Origin of the sequence: Zooshikella sp. RANM57, assembly GCF_050749885.1 — a bacterium.
Taxonomy (GTDB): domain Bacteria; phylum Pseudomonadota; class Gammaproteobacteria; order Pseudomonadales; family Zooshikellaceae; genus Zooshikella.
Map to the genome: position 1 here is coordinate 248519 of NZ_JBOIUB010000004.1, position 19888 is coordinate 268406.

Sequence of the window (19888 nt, forward strand, 5' to 3'; positions counted from 1 at the left end):
AATAATGGAGCAAGCATTGAATCCAGAAAAAGGTATGCTGCACTGGCTGTGGCTATCTGTATTGGTCATTATTTTGGACCAAGCATCAAAAGCGTTTGTACAGAGTCAGCTTGAAATGCATGAGTTTGTTCCTGTGTTACCTGTTTTTGGGTTTACCTTAGCGTATAACACGGGTGCTGCGTTTAGCTTTTTGAGTGAAGCTTCAGGTTGGCAACGTTGGTTTTTTAGTTTGATAGCGTGTGGAGTGAGTGCATTATTAATTTTTTGGCTTAAACAGCTACCCAAAAATGATCGCTGGCAGGCTGCGGCTTTTGCACTTCTCTTAGGCGGAGCGCTTGGAAATCTTTATGATCGCTTGGTACTTGGTCACGTAGTAGACTTTATTTTGGTTCATTGGGAAAACCATATGTTTCCTGCGTTTAATATTGCAGATAGTGCCATTACTATTGGTGCTTTTATCTTGATTATTGATTTATTCCGTAAACCCTCTCGTCAATGAAAGGAGGTGTGTAGATGCCAACGTCGAGTCGTGAAATGAGTGAAGATGTTACGGCTAAGGAAGAAACTAGAGTAAACCGGATTCATGCTCGGAGTGTTGTTGAGCTGCACTTTGCCCTTAAGCTAGATGATGGTTCAGTGGTTGATTCAACATTTGAAAAACAATCTGCAACGTTTACGATGGGAGATGGCAACTTACTGCCTGGGTTTGAACAGGTATTATTGGGATTACCTGAGGGTGTTAGACAAGCGTTTTTAATAAAGCCTGAGCAAGGTTTTGGCATACCTAATCCAAATAATGTCCAAAAAATAAAGCGCGAGCAGTTTGGTCAAGAGATGGCGTTAACTGAAGGGCTTATGGTGTCATTTGCTGATGCTAATAAAGCGGAATTACCCGGAATAATAAAGTCATTTGACGAACAATGGGTGTGGGTTGATTTTAATCATCCGCTAGCAGGTAAAACCCTTACTTTCGATGTGCAGATAATTTCTGTACGACAACCAGACCAGGTGAGTGACTAGCGATGACTTTTTCAGTGAAATTAGCAAATCCTCGTGGCTTTTGTGCTGGTGTTGATCGAGCTATAGCCATTGTTAATAGAGCATTGGAGCTATTTGAGCCACCCATCTACGTACGTCATGAAGTTGTTCATAACAAATTTGTGGTGGATGATTTACGGGCTCGTGGTGCAGTATTTGTTGATGAGCTGGATGAAGTACCTAATGGTATGATTGTTATTTTTAGCGCTCATGGTGTATCAAAAGCTGTTCAGCAACAAGCAAAAGCAAGAGGGCTAAAAGTTTTTGATGCGACCTGTCCATTAGTGACAAAAGTTCATATGGAAGTGGCTCGTTATAGTAGGGATGGTTATGAGTGCATATTGATTGGTCATAATGGTCATCCAGAAGTTGAGGGAACAATGGGCCAGTTCGATCACAGTTTTGGTGGCCGTATCTATTTGGTTGAAAACGAAAGAGATGTTGAGAAGTTACTGATCGATAATCCTGAAAAATTAGCTTACGTAACGCAGACCACACTATCGATGGATGATACTGCAAAAGTCATTGATGCATTGCGGGAGAGGTTTCCATTCATTAAAGGTCCCCGTAAAGATGATATTTGTTATGCCACCCAAAATCGCCAAGATGCAGTTAAAACACTGGCTAAGGATTGTGATTTAGTGTTGGTGGTAGGCTCGCCTAATAGCTCTAACTCTAATCGGTTGAGAGAACTGGCTGAGCGTATGGGCGCTCAAGCGTATCTTATTGATACAGCCGATGAAATTAGTGAACATTGGTTGAAAGATAAATCAACGGTGGGTATTACCGCTGGAGCATCTGCACCTGAAGTGCTTGTAAAAAATGTTATTGATCGTCTGCAAGTTCTGGGTGCAAAAGGAAATCCCAATGAGCTACTAGGCAGAGAGGAAAATGTTGTATTTTCAATGCCTAGAGAGCTTAGAGTAAAAATGGTTGATGATTAATTATTTTCCATCGTTAAGACCCTGAATATTTACCTTACCCTTCAGTTTTTTACCGACCATTTTTTTGCCCCGCCATAAGTAAGAGTGAAAGCTATAGCTTTCGCTCAATAAATTCAAAAAAACTATCTATTTACTGTTAGTTATTATCTACTTGTAATTGTTGTTCTACTTCACGTAAATACTGTTTTTGGTATTTGTATTAAATTAATAAATAACTCTCTTTAAAAAATATGGAACAAGTTGGCCGCTAATAATAAAAAAATTACCGCTTGTCTTTTTGAGATATTTAATTTTATTGATCCTTTGAGTGTTTTTTTTGCTCCGTTTATCGCTCGAATTTTAATTAACTTTATGATTTTTAATAAAAAATCAAGTATTCTTTTTTGTTATTGATTGTTTTTTATTTATATTCAAATTTGTTTTTTTGTTGGTTCAATCCTTTAAAATTGATTGATTATCGGTCAATAGCCTTTCTATTACATATTTCCTGCTTCAATCTATACTGTGTGAATAATGATGTTCTGCAAAGAAGTAAGAATATATGTTCAAAAAAAATAATGGATTTACGCTGATTGAGTTAATGGTAACGATTGTTATCTTAGCCATTTTGGTCGCAATAGCCGTTCCGTCATTTGAGAGTATTATTCGTAATTATCGACTTCAAAGTGAAGTAAATAGAATTGTAGAAAGTTTGAGTCTGGCTCGTAGTGAGGCCATTAAACGGAATGCAGTAATTCGTATGGCTAGAAATGATACCAATTGGAATCAAGGGTGGATTATATATATTGATAATACCGATGATGCACTTACTACATACCAAGACCCCACAGGATTAACCGAGCTACAATTTTATGAAGCATCCAGTGGCGATATTACCATCGATACCAATAGTGCAGTAAATCAACATATTAGTTTCACTGGAAGTGGACGATTAAATTTAATTACCAGCCAAATTCAAATCGCTGTTTGTGACAGTCGTGGAGCAGCTTCAGGTAACTTAATTTCGATTAATTTGTCGGGTCAAGTGCGTGTTCAAGGAGCGACAGCTTGTAGTTTATAAAGTGGAGTTAATTATGTTTGTTAAACAGCATGGAATTTCATTAATTGAAGTATTAATAACTGTATTAGTGCTTGGTATTGGCTTGCTTGGATTAGCAGGTTTACAGTCTGTGTCAATGAAAAATACATACCAGTCAGCACAACGCTCTCAAGTAATGTGGTTAGCACATGAATTAGTGGAAAGAATGCGGGCAAATCCTGATGGTACTCAGGCAAATAACTACACTACGGAAGTTGCTAAATACTCGCCAAATACAAAATGTAGTACTGCGACAAAACCCACGCCCATGTGCAGTACTTACTTTGATAAAGCTGCAGGTTCAGTAGTAACACCTAGTTCAGATTGTACTGATGAACAGATGGCTGCTTTTGATGCCTGGGAGCTATTTTGTGGTTACTCCTATGCTAATGCCACTCGTACAGACATGATTGACTCACTATCACAAGTTGAAGCCACTGTTAGCTGTACAGATGTTGATGCAAGCAGTTCTTCACCTGATGGATTAGCTTGTTCTCCAGGGTCACTTATTTCAATAAATTTAAGTTGGAGTACACCTGATAGAGAAACCAGTACTGAATCAGCTGTAGCAATTAATGTGAGGCTTTAAGAAATGTTGTTAAAAAAACAATCTGGCTTATCACTTATAGAATTAATGATTGCGCTTGTTTTAGGACTATTGCTGTTAGCGGGAGTATTACAGGTCTTTTTAGGCTCATCACAAACGTATCGATTAACGGGAGATTTAGCGCGAGCTCAGGAAAATGGGCGATTTGCATTGGATATGTTAACTCGTGATATCAGGATGGCAGGGTATAGACATCCTGATAAGGGAGAATTAATCGATTTTTTTATGGTTGGCGCTGATTGCCCTAATACAGATGCTTGTACTACAAATGTTTCTGGTACGGCGGGGTCTGATATTATCGCTGTTCAGTTAGATCCAGAAGAAAATACCGACTGTTTAGGTTCTTCTGTTGGTGCTGATGATATTGTTATCAATGTTTATTCAATAGGCACGCAAACAGTTTCTGGGGTAAATATTAGTAGTTTATTTTGTCGAGGTTGGAATGTCACGACTGATGCTTGGACTACCACATCAGCACAACCTTTAGTCGATGGAATAGAAAATATGCAAGTACTTTATGGAATTGCACCCAACGAAAAATTTATTACACGCTATGTAACAGCAGATAATGTACCTGACTGGAATAAAATTAGAGCGGTAAGAATTGGACTTTTGGTAAGCGCAGGAAACGTTACAGGAGCAGCAGAAAATAGGACTAGAGAATATATTATTTTAGATAGTGGAAGTTTATCTTTTACAGATCGGCAGGCCCGTTATGTTTATACAACAACGGTTAATTTAAATAACTCGCTTTCGGATCAAATTTAAAATGGACAGAAGTAAACAAGAAGGTTCGGCGTTAATTGTTAGTTTAATTATTTTGGTAATACTAACCGTTATTGCGTTTTCAGCATCAAGAACAACAACGCTGGAAGAACGTATGACTGCAAACAGCCAGAAAAAAATAGAAGCCTATCAGACAGGTATAGCAGAATTGTCTTCGCAATTTGTTGATCTCAAAGAAAGTGGTACTACATCGCTTAATAATGCGATTAAGGCTACTGATCATAGTGAAGATTTGACAAGCAAAATGGATGACAGTACAGGAGGGATTTCAGTTTCGACAGAGGTTGAATATATTAATAAAGGTTTACCACCTCCAGGGTACTCTTTGACCGACTTTGTTGGGTATAACTTCGAAATGAATGTGAATGTCGATATTACCAATATTGGTGCAAATTCTAATCAAACATTGGGGTTGAAGTATGCAATGGCAAAAACTCAGTAAATATCTATTTTTACTGTTTTTCTTTACGTTGAATTTAAACGCAGAGATGATGGCGGTAGAAGAATCTGAAGAAGTCTTTATTGTTGGTTTAAAAGAAATAAAAGGAAAGCAATATATTGTTGGGAAAAGTTGTGAAGATTGTGGAGAAAAACAATTTTTAGTTGGAAAAGTAATAATTCATTACGGCAATAATAAAGCGAGCAATGTTTCTTTGATAGACACATTTAAAGGTAAATTTGCTGCCTTATTTATTGATTCAAAATCCAAGGAAGTAACCCGGGTTGTCATATATTAAAGGAGTTTATTCAATGAAATTGAAGAAGTTAAGCTTACTCATATCACTAATGACTATTGGTGCTTATAGTATTGCAGATGACACAGATATTTATGTGACAGATACCACGGGTAGCAGTACAGTTAAATCCAATGTTCTTTTTATTATTGATACTTCGGGGAGTATGACATCTCGTGTCACAGTGGATAGTGATTATAAATCTGGGTTCACTATTAGTAATGGAACAAATCCACATACGCCTGACCGATATAATCGGTTGAATAGATTCCAGATAGTTCAGGATTCTGCAGCAGAAATTATATGGACTACTGATGATGTTAATGTTGGTATTATGCGTTTTGATGCTCCAAGCCGGTATCAAGGTGGGTATATGTTGGCTGAAATTCAGGATATATCTACTACCGCACAGAAAAATAAGTTAATTAAGGCAATTAATGATCAAAGCGCAAATGGCGGTACACCGCTAAGTGAAGTGCTTTATGAGGCTCATCAGTATATGACGGGGGGGAAAGTAGTATACGGCAATAGCACAAGGCCTGGCACAAATGTAAGTACGTCTTACAGAGGTAGTCGTTACATTTCGCCTATGACTAATCAATGTCAATCAAATACTATAGTCTATTTTACTGATGGACAGCCATCTGTTGATGGAAGCTCGGATGGAGCAATTCGAAGTTTAATAAGCTCAAAAACATTATCAACAGATGCTAAACCATTTACACTTTCAAGTTCATGCAGATTCGTAGAGGGAAGTGATAACTGTCTTGATGAATTAGCCTGGTATATGGGCAATTTTGACATGATGCCTTCAGGACTGGATGGTGATCAAAAAATTAAAACTCATACTATTGGTGGCTTTGGTATGAGTACAACAAGCTTCGAGGTTAAGCTATTAAAATCAACAGCTGCTCACTCAGGAGGAAAATTTTATTTAGCGAATAACTACAAAGAAGTGCAAAATGCTTTAAGGGAAGCTTTTGCTACAGTACGTGCAGAAGGTGCTACGTTTGTTTCTCCTTCAGTTTCAGTTAGCGCATTTAACAGCTTAGAAACCAGTGATGAATTGTACTTTATTTTATTTAAGCCGGAAAAAGGACCTCGCTGGGTAGGTAACTTAAAACGCTATCGCTTGGATGGCACTCAGATTGTGGATAGAAATAATACGAATGCGGTCAGTGATGGCTTTTTTCTAAATACAGCTCAGAGCTATTGGAGTGCATCTGCTGATGGTGGAGATGTGGGTGCAGGAGGCATGGTTTCTAAGTTACCTAACATGTCATCTCGCACGCTATTTACGTATACAGGAAGTGTTGAGCCGAATAATCAAAACCTTAATGTGGCTGCCCATAAGTTATTAACAAGCAACACTGATATCACAAAAGCGATGCTGGGTAATGCATCTATGTCGGATGATGAGAGAACAAGTATTTTAAAATGGGCTACAGGAGTTGATGAGCCAGATATTGATGAGGATAGTAATACTACGGAGCAATATAAGCGTATTGGCGATCCTATTCATAGTTCACCTGTTCTTATCACTTATTATGCTGATGATGCAGTAACACCAACGGTTGTAGATCAAACTGTATTTTTTGGTACGAATGAAGGCTTTTTCCATGGAGTGAATGCTGAAAATGGCGTTGAAGAAATGGCATTTATTCCACAGGAATTATTAGCAAATTTGAAAACCTATAAAGATAATGTAGCGGTAGGTGATAGACCAACAAAGGCCTATGGCCTTGATGGACCTATTACTATTTGGATGAACGATGTTAATGGTGATAGAGATGTTTTGCAGTCAAATAATGGAACTGCAGATACAAGTGAGTTTGTTTACGCTTATGTGAGCATGCGCCGTGGTGGAAGAAATATTTATGCAATAGATATCACTAACCGAACATCCCCTGTTTTAAAATGGGTAATAAAGGGTGGTGTAGATAGTAGTGGGTCAACTACAACAACTGTCGCAAAAGGTGACTTCTCTAAATTAGGTCAAACTTGGGCTCAGCCTATTTTAACAAAAGTTAAATTTAATGGTTCGGCTAAGCAAGTACTTATTTTTACTGGAGGGTATGATCCAGATCAGGATGATAATACGTTAATTGAAACTGATGATATTGGTAATGCTATTTATATGGTGGATGCTACAACGGGTAACTTATTGTGGTTTACATCAACTGCAGGGGCTAACCTTAACCTTGCCACCATGGATTATAGTTTTCCTGCAAAAGCATCATTAATCGATATTAATGGTGATGGATTAACGGATTATTTCTTTGCTGCGGATGTTGGTGGTCATATCTGGCGTTTTGATATTGATCCGGATAATTCGGGTGCGGCAGATTTTGCGACTGGAGGGATGATTGCTAAAATCAGTGGGTCTGGTACACATGATGCTCGCAAATTTTATAATGCACCTGATATTTCCATGATTCGTGCGAGAGGTGAAACACCTTACCTTGCAATAAGTATTGGTTCTGGTTTCCGAGCTAAGCCATTAAATGAAGACATCAATGATCGGTTTTTTATGATCAGGGATCCGAATGTGTTTAAAGCACCAACAAGTTATGGCTATTTAACAGATACTGACCCTGCGACAGGTACAGTTAGTAGAAGGATTATTTATAACTCTGATTTATATGATGCAACGAATAATTTGATACAGGATGGTGATGATACCGAAAAAGAAACAGCAAAAACTGAACTGGCAGCTAAACAAGGTTGGTTTATTGATATGGAGGCTGATGGAGAAAAAGTCTTAGCTAAGTCAAAAACATTTGCTAATAAAGTTATCTTTACATCGTATCAGCCAAATGTTACACCAGCAACAAACCCTTGTTCACCAAGTAGTGGACAAAATCGTCGCTATTTATTGAACTTAGAAAATGCTGCTGCTGTGGCGACAACGACAGGCCCAGTGAAGAAGGGAGCAAGGTCAATAACATTGTCACAGACGGGTATTATTGGTGAACCTACTACACCTAGTGGTGGAGGCTCCAGTAGTGGTGGAACTGGTACAAATAGTCAGGTGGTTTGTAATGGTTTATATTGTGAAGAAATAGAGGGTGGTAATCCTTTGCAAAAAACTTACTGGCGTGAAAATCTGGAAGGCACAGGCACAGGCACAGGCACAGGCACAGGCACAGGCACAGGCACAGGCACAACTGGCCCTTAATGCTCAGTAGTAAGAAAGAAGACAATTTAAAACCTAACCAATACAATAGCCACTTCATTAGCATGGAGTGGCTATTTTGTTTTTACTGGATGAAACACAGTGGCGCAATTTATTATTAGAAGATACCCCCTTTCTTGATGTACGTTCCCCTGCTGAGTTTGAAAAGGGGAAACTTCCTTCTTCGGTCAATCTTCCCTTGCTGGATAATGAGCAGCGCAAGCTGATAGGTACTTGTTATAAAGAGAAAGGTCAAAATGCAGCCATTACCTTAGGTTATCAGCTTGCAACGCCAGAGATTAAACAAGCAAGGATAGATAGTTGGTTGCAGTTTATTCGGCAAAATCCACATGGTGCTTTGTATTGTGCTCGGGGTGGATTGCGTTCTAAGATAACTCAGCAGTGGTTAGCTGAGACAGGTGTTGATTATCCTCGGATTGTCGGTGGTTACAAAGCGATTAGAAGCTATTTGTTAACGTGCTTGGAAAGAGAAAGCTGTTACCCATCTTTTATTGTTCTATCAGGTTTAAGTTGTGTTGGCAAAACATCACTTTTACAACAATTTTCAGCTCATCTGGATTTAGAGGATTTGGCAAAGCACAAAGGTTCTGCCTTTGGGACTTTAAATATGGAGCAACCTTCACAGGCTAGCTTTGAAAATGTACTGGCAATAAAGCTGATGCAACTTAAAGAAAAAAATAGTTATCCAATATTAGTTGAAGATGAGAGCCATTTAATTGGTCGCTGTGCTTTACCTAAAACATTGCAAAGTATTATGCGTCAGTCACCTTATATTGAGTTAACAGCATCCATCGAAGAGCGCATCGAAAATGCTTTTCAGGATTATATTGAAAATCGTCCCTATCCACATGAATTAGCGGCACAGCATTTAATGTCTGCTTTAACTAAAATAAAACGTCGTTTGGGTGGAAAGCGTTATTCAATGTTAAGTCGAATGATTCAAGAGGGTATGGCAAAGTATCAGTGTATGAATGATGGATCTTTACTTCGTTGTGTCATAAAAATGATGCTAACCGAGTATTATGATCCTATGTATTATTACCATCAGCAACAATATAAAACAAAGCCTTTGTTCAAAGGGAATGCTCAAGAGGTGAGTGATTGGCTGGTGAATAATATACTCTTCACGGATCACTCAGGAAAGGAATTGCGATTAGTTTGAATATACCTCAAACCGTTTATGCTAATGACATAGTATTAGTTGGTGGGGGACATAGCCATGTGTTGTTTATCCGACGTTGGAAAATGAAACCTCTGCCTGATACCCGTTTGACCTTAATATCACCACAGGTCTTTACCCCTTATTCAGGTATGTTACCAGGTCTTATTGCTGAGCATTATACCTTTGAACAAACACATATAGATTTGCGGAGGTTATGTCAGTGGGCTGGAGTGCGCTTTATTGTGGACCGGGTGGTAGATATAGAGCCTGATACTCAGCACCTATCTTTAGAAAACTATCCTCAACTTAATTATGATGCTCTTTCTTTAGATATTGGCTTAACACCCGATTTAATCATTCCTGGAGCAACAGAGTATACTATACCCGTAAAGCCTATAAGTGAGTTTTATGCTCAATGGCAGTCTTTAAAGCAGCTAGTTAAAGAAGATAAGCAGTCACACTACACTATTGGTATTATTGGGGGAGGTGCTGGGAGTATAGAGCTGGCCTTAGCTATTTCGCACAGTCTAAAGTCTGTAAATGCTCACTATACCATACATCTTTTCACTGCAAGCTCGCATATCTTGCCTGACTACTTGCCTAAAACCAGACAGCATGTGAAGCATAAGTTGTTTCAGGCTCATGTCAATATTCATGAAGACTTTAAGGTAAGTAACGTTTGTGATCACGGGGTTTATAGCCAAAATAATGAAGAAGTACTTCTGGATAAAATCTTCTGGTGTACTCATGGTCAAGGTGCCGACTGGTTAAAAAACACTTCACTTGATTTGTCAGAACAAGGCTTTGTCCTTGTGAAAAATACATTGCAGACGCTGAAGTTTGATAACATTTTTGCTGCAGGAGATATTGCACATTTAACACCCGAGGCAAACCCAAAAGCGGGCGTATATGCAGTACGTATGGCTCCAGTATTATTTCATAATATCCGTGCATTATTGGCGGATAGACCACTAAAGCCATTTAAACCCCAAAAGCATTTCTTAAGCCTGTTAGCTTGTGGAGAGAAAGACGCTGTTGGCGAACGAGTACCATTTTCTTTCTCTGGGACTTGGGTATGGCGATGGAAGGATTTCTTAGATCGTCGATTTATGGGTAAGTTTCAGCAACTGTCTTCTGCAGAAATGCCAAGTTTGAGCGAGTTCTTTTGTGTTAAAAGCGTTAATCCTGTGATGCGCTGTGATGGATGTGGGGCCAAAATCAGTCAGGATATGCTTGCTGAAACGCTAGAAGCTGTAGGTATTAAATATCAGGTAGAAGATGCTGCAGTAATTCCATGGCGAGAGGCAAATTACTTGCTGCAGACTGTCGATCAATTAAGAGCTTTTATTGATGACCCTTGGCTATTTTGCCGAATAGCAATAATACATGCATTGAGTGATATTTATGCAATGGGAGGTAAGCCCCATAGTGTTCAGATAGCGATCACCTTACCTTATCAGCAACCGAATTGCTTAAAGCAAGATTTATATTTATTGATGAATGGGATTCAGACAGCGCTAGATGAAGCTGATTGTTCGTTGGTTGGGGGGCATACAGCAGAAGGTGCAGAATTAAGTGTAGCCGTCACGGTAAATGGACGACGAGGGCTGGGTAAAATCTGGCAAAAAACAGGAGCTAAGCCAGGTGATGTATTAATTCTTACCAAACCCCTTGGTACCGGAGTAATACTCGCTGCTAATAAAGTAGCTCAAGCCAAGGGGGATTGGGTTGACAAGATGCTAGAAATGATGCTCCTCAGCAATCGCGCGGCTGTGCCTTTAGTTAAAAAATTCCAACCTCATGCTGTAACTGATATCACTGGCTTTGGGTTGCTAGGACATTTGTTAGAAATGCTGAAACCTGAGCAACTCAGTGTTGAACTGGATATGGCACAGTTACCTGTCTTAGAGGGGGCTACAGATTTATTTCGTCATGGTTGGCAAAGCACTCTCCATGCAGCCAATGAAAATAACCATTACTATTTACATAAAGCGAATCAATGGCTAAAAGAGGTTAACTATCCTTTATTATTTGACCCTCAAACTTCAGGTGGGTTATTGGTTGCTGTTAGTGAGGATGTTGCTAATGACTGCCTTAATGCGCTGCGAATAGACTATCCACAAGCAGCGATTGTAGGGAAAATTCTTCCAAAGGAAGAACAAACGACAACAACAGTTTATCTAAAAAAATAGACAGCTTATCTTTTAATAATTATTTTTAAGGCATACATTCTGGTGGATATGAATATATGTGCACTAAAACCTGACAGCTTATACAAATCGTGTTGTAAATTTATCTCTAGGTGCTCGCCTGAGATATCAGGGTAATCTCATATTTAAAAAGCAAATTCTGAGCTTACCTTTATCCAAAGTCTACATAACGCCCCTCGAACACGCCGTGAATCCATCCCTAGAGGCTTGGTTGTCGCTTCCTTGCGGCAAACAGTTCGACGAGCATTACCCGGCCTTTGTTCTCTCCATTTCGACCTACAGAATTTAATCTTTATAGCGTTGTAGATTGATTACCACTGTTTATTTTAACAATTGAAGTGTCGTATCCCGTTTTATCAATACAAACCTCCCACCTGTCACGAATTCGTCACACATAGCCAAAACCTGTTGTATAAAGCATCATCAGTTATTGTACTGCAGTGGTTAAATAATGAGCAAAATTAAAGGGTTTACGTTAATAGAGTTGATGGTGACAGTAGCCATATTAGGAATTTTGGCGGCTATTGGTATGCCATCGATGGTGGACATGATGCGTCGAGAAAAGGTTGCAGAAGGCACCAATAGGGTATTAAGCGCACTAAAAGAGCTTAAAACAGAAGCAATGACAAGACGTAGAGAGTATATAATCATAATAAGAAACAAAGAATTAAATATTATTAATAATGGGATTATAAAAAAAGTAAAGCTTCCAAGTGAGCTAATGTATCAAATGACACCAAGTAGAGGGGTGGGATTTGATAAAAATGGTTTTTTAACTCCCTCTAGTCTGAGTAATGTTGAAATTAATATCAGTTCAACGCATGCAGGTATTGCTTCAAGAACTATTACAATTAATCGTTCTGGTCAAATAATTAAAAGATAATTAGGGATGATTATGAAATCAAAAATTAAAAATCAAACTGGTATGAGTATGATTGAGGTATTAGTTACCATTGTTATTACCAGTGTTGCTTTGCTGGGGTTGGCTGCACTACTGACTAAATCTATGCAAAGTACTTTTGATGCATCTCAGCGTACAACAGCAGTATGGGCGGCTAATGATTTTGTTGAACGGTATAGAATGGGTATTCAGGTAGATAATAGCCGATCTGCATTAATGGATATTAGAAGTCAGATTTTAATTGATCATAGTTTGGGTAGTAAGTTGGCTGGACAGGATATTGATACACGTACTCCTGGCTCAGTAGAAATAGTGTGGGATTGCACATCATGTAAAAAAGATCCAAGTAATCCTAATATTAATCAGCAAAAGATAAAATTACTGTTGAACTAATGGAAATAATTATGAAAACTCAACGAGGGGTTACACTAATTGAGTTGATGATAGCATTAGCACTAAGTGTAATGCTATTAATGGGAATAACTAAAATATTTAGTCTAGGAAAACAGACTTTAATAAGTGCAGAAAGTCAAATGCAACATGAAGAGGCTGGTCGGCTTGGATTAAGTTATATTCGTCAAGCAGTTCGTAACGCTTATTATGTGCCTTTTGATGATGATTCTGTACCGATTGAGCTTTCTCAACTTTCTGGGTTTCCACATAATCAATCAGACTGTGCTGATAAAGATCTAGATCCAGCTCTATGTAATATTTTAAATCAAAATATAAGTGATAGTTTGACAGTAAGTTATATTTATCAAAATGAAAAGCAATTTAGCTGCGCTCAAGATTTTGGAGCTGATGAACCAATTAGGATAGCGGTTTCTTTTTTTGTTATAAATGATGAAGATGTTCTGAAATGTCAAGCTTATTATTTTGATAGAAGTAAAAGCAGATACGTCTCTATTGGTGAGGAAATTGAACTAGTTAAAAATATAATTGGATTGAAAATGGAGTACTATTTTGAAAATGGAAATAATATAGAAATAATTAACTCAAGTAATATAGATACAGGTGGAGCAAATGATCCACGCTGGGGAAAAATAAAGGGAATAAAAGTGGGTGTGGTAGTTACCTCGTCAGATAGAGGTTCAAACCTATCAAATAGTGTCCATGTATTTGGTAATCACGCTGGTGATAATAGTGATAGATTTAATATTCCAAACTTATACCAGAGAAAAGTTAATAAGGTTTATACTACCACGGTTCAAGCAATTAATTATTGAGTTAGGCGACTGTAATGATGAAATATTCTCTTGCTAAACAAGAAGGGGCATTATTAATAGTTGCCTTGATAATTATGTTCTTACTAAGTGCAGCAGGTATGTCTGCATTTTACTTTTCTCAAACCTCTGAGAAAGCAACGGCATATAATTACTATAAAACAATCACTGAACAAAATACATTGACAGAAGTGTATGCTCAGAAGGAAAGATTAGCTAATGACATTGTTACGATGCAAAGGGTTGAGAGCAAGTTCCCAAGAAGTGATTGGGAGCTTAAAATTGATAGAAGCCAGCCAAGAAAGCCTTTTATTAAAATTAAAGGCGAGAGTTTAGGTGGCAATTTATGTCAAGATTCTGGTGCTGGACATACAAATTGCTTTCAAAACTACTTGAGGTATGAAAAAAAAGTGCCAGCATTAAATCTCGGAAACCAAATCAACATCGGAGAGGGTTCCACAGACTCATTTCATCTTTTTAGTTTAAGAATAAGTGGATTCTTAGCTGCCAGTACCAATCCTCAACAAGATGAGATTTATGGTGAGGAAGAACAGCAAGCAGGGTTTGTGATAAAAAGATTGGATTAATGGTTTATAAAAAATGAAAAATTATATAGCAGTTTTTGGAGTAAAATTACTTGCGTTGAGTATTTCACTTGCATCTTATGGAGATGATTTAGAACTTTATAAGTCAGTTGAAGATGCGAGTAAACAAAGATCGAATGTTTTATTTGTCTTAGATACTTCTACTTCTATGGGAACAAGAGTTGAGGATAGTCGAGAGATAAAGGTAGTTAAAGATAGGTGGGGAAGGAGAAGAGTTGTTGAGGTATATAAAGATCGTATGGAAGTATTACAGGATGTAACAAAAAATGTGATAGAAAAGCTTGCATTAGAAAAAAAGACCCGAGTTGGAATGATGAGGTTTAGTTCTTTAGATCAGGGAGGAATGGTTATTGTTCCAACTGAGAATATTGAAATAAATAAAAATAAACTAATTAGTGAAGTTGACAAGTTTGTGTCTAAAGGAAATACTCCACTAGCGGAAACAATGCATGAAGCATATTTATACTTCTCAGGAAAAGATGTGCTGTATGGTAAAGATAGTTATGAGAACCGAAATAGAAATGATTATAAAAGAGAAAGTGTTGCCGGTTCGAGAAATGGTGACAAATATAAATCTCCAATAGAGCATATTTGCCAAGCTAATAATATTGTTTTGTTCACCGACGGGGATCCAACTTCTGATGATTCTTCTGCAAAATATATCAGTGAAAAATATATTGAAGTAATGGGGGAGGAAGATAAAAGTCTTGAGTGTAGACACTATTGGGGTAATTACTATTATTCTAATGATTGTTTGGCAGGAATCGCTGAAATTCTTAATAAGGATGACTTAAGAAATGATAACGATAAATTTCCTGGAATACAAAATGTAACAACGCATGTTATTGGATTTAATTTAAATGATCCTAGTAGTGACGCTTATTCACTGCTGAATGAAACAGCTAGGCGAGGCGGTTCTATAAAGCCTTATCATGCATCTAATGAAGATGAATTGCTAACAGCAATGAATAAAATTTTTAATAATATATCTGATGATGCCTCAACGGTTTCCTCACCATCAATTACCGTAAACCAGTTTTCAAAAGCAAGTCATGAGAACTATACTTTTTACGCAATGTTTAAGCCTTCAACAAGTGGAAAGTGGGAAGGAAATATAAAAAAATATCAATTAGCATCTCGGTTTGTTGATAACGTGGGTAAAGTGGTTGACGATAGCGAGCTAACTACGTTTGAAGATGCGTCTAGCAAGTACAAAGTCAAGCTTTTTCTTGAGGATAGAAATAATACAAATATTCTAGATAATACTGGTAAAGTTAAAAAAGAAACTCGGGATTTATGGAATAATCAAAATGTTGACGATGGTGGAAAGGTTAACACTGGCGGTATTAGATCAGCCATGGTCGGGCAGAATTGGAATTTTTATACATTTGATGAGCAGTCAAGAGAAAGATTATTCACAGAAATTAATATAAATAATATTGAGTGTGAAAAGTTTAGTCTGGGCGATGATGCAAAATGCAATGAAGTTAAAAACTTCCTAGTTGGAAGAGATAAGAATGGAGCGGTATCTAATTGGCTGGGTGATATTATCCATAGTACACCAACTGTAATAACGTATCAGGTCGCCTATAATGATACTCCATCTTTCAATGGAAATGGACGTGATGGTGAAGCATACATGTTTGTTGGTAGCAATGATGGTTATATTCATGCGTTTGATGTAAATAGTGGCCGGCAAAAATTTTCTTTTATCCCCGAAGAGTTTTATAGAAATATAAGGGGGTATGTAGAAAATAATAAAGGTGAAAAACTATATGGTTTTGATGGTCCGATTACTGCGGACTATGATTATAATTTTGCTTGTAAGGTAAAAAACACAGATAATGACTGTGATGCATCTACTAACTATGACCAGCGAAAATATGTGAAAACTATTAATAGCGCTAACTTATATGTTGGAATGCGACGTGGTGGAACTGCTTATTATGCTCTCAATGTAACAGAAATTGAGACTCCTAGCGTTAAATGGGTTATTCGTGGTGGTGCTCTTGGCGCTAAAGAGCGTTATGGAAGAGCGATTGAAAAGAAAGATAAGAGTGTAGAAGGCATAGTTGCAGATAACTATGTTTTAAAAGGAACGGATACAGACGTAAATACAGTATTAACTTATCATGATGACTTTTCTGAATTGGCGCAGACATGGTCAAAACCTGTTGTGGCAAAAGTGAAGCTTAATGCAGCTGGTAACCCAGTTAAAGTATTAATTTTTTCAGGTGGATATGATCCAGTAAATGATAATCAAGATTATACATCCCCTACGAACTTCACAAAAGAAAGCACAGGCAATGCGATATTCATCGTTAATGCAGAAACCGGCGAACTTATTAAAAAGGTAACAGGTAAAGCTGGTGAAAAAAATGACAATACGCTTCGTTACCTTGAAATGAAATATAGTATTCCAGGAGGTGTTGCAGTTGCTGACCAAAATGGTGATGGAAATGTTGATGAAATATTTGCAGCAGATGTAAGAGGAAATATTTTCCGTATTCATCTCCCTGGAGGAAGTGTTGAAAATATACAAGCAGCCAAAATTGCGGGTTTGGGTGCACAAAATAGGCAAACCCGTTTCTTTTCATCACCAAGGATAGCGCTCGTTAAAAATCCTCAGAATATTTTACAATATGCTGTCGCTATTGGTTCAGGGAATAGAGCAAATCCCCGAGATAGTTCTATGCAGAACGGTATTTTTGTCATATTCCAAGATATCGATTTTGATAAAGCCTCAAGTAAAGTCATGGGTTTTGCTGACTTATTGGATATTGCTCAATTTGGTGAAAATGTAGGATTAACGGATGAACAGCAAAAAGCTTTGGATGATGCAAATAAAGCTGAAAATGAAATGCAAGGGATAAAAGCTAAAATAAAATCTATCAATAAAGCAAAGTCTTCTGTTAAAAAAGATGTACTATCTTGGTTTGATGTCAAAGAGCAACTTTTGTTAATTGAAGAAAATAAGTATAAAAAGTCGATAGAACAAAATAATAAAATGAAGGGGTTTAATGAGCAACTAATAAATAAAGAAATAACTGATATGGAGAAAAGTAATGCTGAAAAAATTAAGTTTATAGATCAAGAAAAAACAAGGTTAGAAGCTGAAATAGAAGCTGCAAAAAAAGACTCTACTGATCCTGCTGTAAGAGATAAGTTTATCAAGGAAAGTGAAGAGCAAATAAAAAAATATGAAGATGAAAAGAAAGATCTTGTAGCTAAGTTAGATGATAAGAAGGCAGAGTTAACTAAAAAGATTTCACAATATGAAGATGATATTGAAAAGGCACAACTTCAGCTTGAGCTTTACGAAAAGAAGCGATCTGAGTTGAGCAACCTTAAAAGTACTGTTTCTTCATTACAGAAAATAGACAAATTGTCTATATTGGGAAAAAATATAAAATCTATAAAAGACTCTATTAACTCATTAACTGATATTAAATTAGATGGTGCAACCCTAGGTGATCTTACAGATCAATTAGGCGATGTTGCAGAAAAACTTAAAGGGAAAAAAATATTTTCTGATATGACTCTAGCAGTTGATAGTCTGCCTGAAAGTTTTGCAAAGGAAGAGCTTTATTCTGTTTTGCCAAATAAATTAGCAGATGAACTGGTTAGCAAGCTTGGTGTATCTGCTGATGGACAAGTGACAAAAGAGAGCTTAAATAAATACTTCAAGGACAATTCAGCAGAAAAGTCAGATTATGATAGTATCGTTTCAAATTTAAGCACTTTGCTAAACGTAAGGGAAGAAATTGAGGTGCGTAATGAATTTTGGAGTCAGTTTTTTAGCTCAAATAGTAGATTGAATGCAAATCAATCAGAAATAGATTTTGCTGAATTTTCACAAGCTTTCATTGATGGCACCTACTATGCTGATTTTGACTCAAGCAAGTTGAAATCAGCTACATTGCTTGATCGTGTTGATGAAGCGTTCTCTCAAGTTCTAAGCAAGTATGAAACTCAGTATGCTGAAGTGGAGACTCGATACAACAATCTTTATAAAGCAAATAGTTTTAAAATAGACAAAAATAATGCGGAAAAAGTTGAAAAAGCAATTTTTGCTGCAGGTGGTTGGAAAAAGATGTTTGAAGCTGGGTGGAAGTCTCTATCTCCTGTAACCATAAGAGATCATCAAGTTCGCTTCACAGGATTTAAACCAACAAGAGATAATGCTGGTGCAAATTTATGTGAGCCTGATCTTGGTCAGTCTTGGGAGTATCGTTATGGACTAAAAACTGCTAATACAGAAGACCCTATACGGCTTGGTGTTGGTTTTTATGAAAGTCCCCAGTTGTTTAGAACATATTATGTTGTAGGAAAAAATAATGAGTATTGGAAGAATCCAGTAGACTTAGACGGCGATGGAGTAATTACCCCTACAGAGGGAAAAGCGATTAAAAAACCATTAGACTGCTTATTCGGTGCAGCTGGCGCTGTTGAAGAATGTAAAGATATCGATGTAAGTATGAATATGGTCTATTGGAAAAACTGGTTAGAAACTAATGAAAGCTATTCTAGAGTATTTGAGGATGATGACAGTGCTAGTAGTTCTGCTGATTCTGATGCTGGTGGCAAGTCTGCAGATCCTTCTGGCAGTTAACGCTGAGAATACTCTTAAAATTAAAGCCCCTTTTAGGGGCTTTTTTTAATCCCAATTTGGGCTTTTTTCATCATTAACATTTATCGTAATTTCATCGTTTCCTGTGCCAAAGGTGTTTTTTCCGTCAGTAGGATTTGCAAAAAGGATCGTACCACCATTTCTTACCCCAATACTGTATTTATTATCGACATTTAAGAAATTACTTGGATAGCATAGACTACTTCGACTACAGCTATCATCTACTTCTAATCCTAATTTATTTGCATATCGAAGGTTTTGTGTGAAATATTTTTGTTGTACTTGCATTAGCTCCATCAGTTTAGATTTTGCTTCTGACTTATTGCCTCGTTGAATATATTCACGGTAACTGGGTATGGCGATTGCCGCTAAAATTGCAATTATTGCTACTACAATCATAAGCTCAATAAGCGAAAAACCTGCTGTATTTTTTTTCATAACTACGATTCTACCTATCTTATTATCTCTAACCATTAGTACTTCAGTTGTAATCAAGCGATGGTTGATTTTACTGATCTGGGGTGGGTATACCTTGGATGGTTTTATTCAGATATTGCTTTGTGACAGATGGCGAGATTTAGATGATGTTTGGTCACACAAGCGGGTTTTCATTTTGGCGAGGACTATTTGAGCGAAGCGAGTTCCGCAAGCCAAGAATGGAAATCTGCTTGTGTGCAAGACGTTCAAATTAGTAAAAAAGAATTAGCAATTTTCCCGCTCAAAGAGAGCGGGATATGCAACTTCAAAACTTACGAAATAAGCTGTTTTTGAAGA

17 protein-coding genes are annotated in these 19888 nt (G+C 37.3%); 16 read left to right on the forward strand and 1 reads right to left on the reverse strand.

The window, feature by feature from the left end; all coding sequences use genetic code 11:
- Positions 1 to 4 precede the first annotated feature (4 nt).
- The 16 genes from lspA to ACQ96U_RS10835 all read left to right on the forward strand — a co-directional run bounded on the left by lspA (position 5) and on the right by ACQ96U_RS10835 (position 19096).
- A complete protein-coding gene (gene lspA, locus ACQ96U_RS10760; RefSeq protein ID WP_431721253.1) occupies positions 5 to 499 on the forward strand; it encodes a signal peptidase II in 495 nt (164 codons plus the stop codon).
- Positions 500 to 513: 14 nt separating this feature from the next.
- Positions 514 to 1020 (forward strand): FKBP-type peptidyl-prolyl cis-trans isomerase, encoded by a 507-nt coding sequence (locus ACQ96U_RS10765; protein ID WP_431721254.1) that lies wholly within the window; start codon positions 514 to 516, stop codon positions 1018 to 1020.
- Positions 1021 to 1022: 2 nt separating this feature from the next.
- Complete coding sequence (gene ispH, locus ACQ96U_RS10770) at positions 1023 to 1982, forward strand: 4-hydroxy-3-methylbut-2-enyl diphosphate reductase (RefSeq protein ID WP_431721255.1); 960 nt, start codon at positions 1023 to 1025, stop codon at positions 1980 to 1982.
- Between the two features lie 541 nt (positions 1983 to 2523).
- Positions 2524 to 3042, forward strand: coding sequence for a GspH/FimT family pseudopilin (locus ACQ96U_RS10775; RefSeq protein ID WP_431721256.1), 519 nt, complete (start codon positions 2524 to 2526; stop codon positions 3040 to 3042).
- 13 nt (positions 3043 to 3055) lie between these two features.
- A complete protein-coding gene (gene pilV, locus ACQ96U_RS10780) occupies positions 3056 to 3649 on the forward strand; it encodes a type IV pilus modification protein PilV (protein ID WP_431721257.1) in 594 nt (197 codons plus the stop codon).
- A 3-nt stretch (positions 3650 to 3652) separates the two neighbouring features.
- A complete protein-coding gene (locus ACQ96U_RS10785; protein WP_431721258.1) occupies positions 3653 to 4435 on the forward strand; it encodes a PilW family protein in 783 nt (260 codons plus the stop codon).
- A 1-nt stretch (position 4436) separates the two neighbouring features.
- Positions 4437 to 4895: a pilus assembly PilX family protein gene (locus tag ACQ96U_RS10790; protein ID WP_431721259.1), complete on the forward strand. Its 459-nt coding sequence runs from the start codon at positions 4437 to 4439 to the stop codon at positions 4893 to 4895.
- A complete protein-coding gene (locus ACQ96U_RS10795) occupies positions 4873 to 5190 on the forward strand; it encodes a hypothetical protein (RefSeq protein WP_431721260.1) in 318 nt (105 codons plus the stop codon). Before ACQ96U_RS10790 ends, ACQ96U_RS10795 begins: the two co-directional genes overlap by 23 nt.
- A gap of 13 nt (positions 5191 to 5203) precedes the next feature.
- On the forward strand, positions 5204 to 8365 hold the full coding sequence (locus ACQ96U_RS10800) for a pilus assembly protein (protein ID WP_431721261.1): 3162 nt from the start codon (positions 5204 to 5206) through the stop codon (positions 8363 to 8365).
- Between the two features lie 76 nt (positions 8366 to 8441).
- Positions 8442 to 9545, forward strand: coding sequence for a tRNA 2-selenouridine(34) synthase MnmH (mnmH, locus tag ACQ96U_RS10805; protein ID WP_431721262.1), 1104 nt, complete (start codon positions 8442 to 8444; stop codon positions 9543 to 9545).
- The gene (gene selD, locus ACQ96U_RS10810) at positions 9542 to 11737 is read left to right on the forward strand and encodes a selenide, water dikinase SelD (protein ID WP_431721263.1); all 2196 of its coding nucleotides are present in this window, start codon (positions 9542 to 9544) and stop codon (positions 11735 to 11737) included. The genes mnmH and selD overlap by 4 nt, the downstream gene beginning before the upstream one ends.
- A 469-nt stretch (positions 11738 to 12206) precedes the next feature.
- Positions 12207 to 12638 carry a pilus assembly FimT family protein gene (locus tag ACQ96U_RS10815; protein WP_431721264.1) on the forward strand — a complete coding sequence of 144 codons (432 nt, stop codon included), beginning with the start codon at positions 12207 to 12209 and terminating at the stop codon, positions 12636 to 12638.
- 12 nt (positions 12639 to 12650) lie between these two features.
- The gene (gene pilV / locus ACQ96U_RS10820) at positions 12651 to 13049 is read left to right on the forward strand and encodes a type IV pilus modification protein PilV (RefSeq protein WP_431721265.1); all 399 of its coding nucleotides are present in this window, start codon (positions 12651 to 12653) and stop codon (positions 13047 to 13049) included.
- An 11-nt stretch (positions 13050 to 13060) separates the two neighbouring features.
- On the forward strand, positions 13061 to 13882 hold the full coding sequence (locus ACQ96U_RS10825) for a prepilin-type N-terminal cleavage/methylation domain-containing protein (protein ID WP_431721266.1): 822 nt from the start codon (positions 13061 to 13063) through the stop codon (positions 13880 to 13882).
- A 14-nt stretch (positions 13883 to 13896) separates the two neighbouring features.
- Positions 13897 to 14466: a hypothetical protein gene (locus ACQ96U_RS10830; RefSeq protein WP_431721267.1), complete on the forward strand. Its 570-nt coding sequence runs from the start codon at positions 13897 to 13899 to the stop codon at positions 14464 to 14466.
- A 13-nt stretch (positions 14467 to 14479) separates the two neighbouring features.
- Positions 14480 to 19096, forward strand: coding sequence for a hypothetical protein (locus ACQ96U_RS10835; protein ID WP_431721268.1), 4617 nt, complete (start codon positions 14480 to 14482; stop codon positions 19094 to 19096).
- A 45-nt stretch (positions 19097 to 19141) separates the two neighbouring features.
- Here ACQ96U_RS10835 and ACQ96U_RS10840 read toward each other — a convergent pair whose 3' ends face one another.
- Positions 19142 to 19552, reverse strand: a complete 411-nt coding sequence (locus ACQ96U_RS10840; RefSeq protein ID WP_431721269.1) for a type IV pilin protein — start codon at positions 19550 to 19552, stop codon at positions 19142 to 19144.
- Between the last annotated feature and the right edge of the window lie 336 nt (positions 19553 to 19888).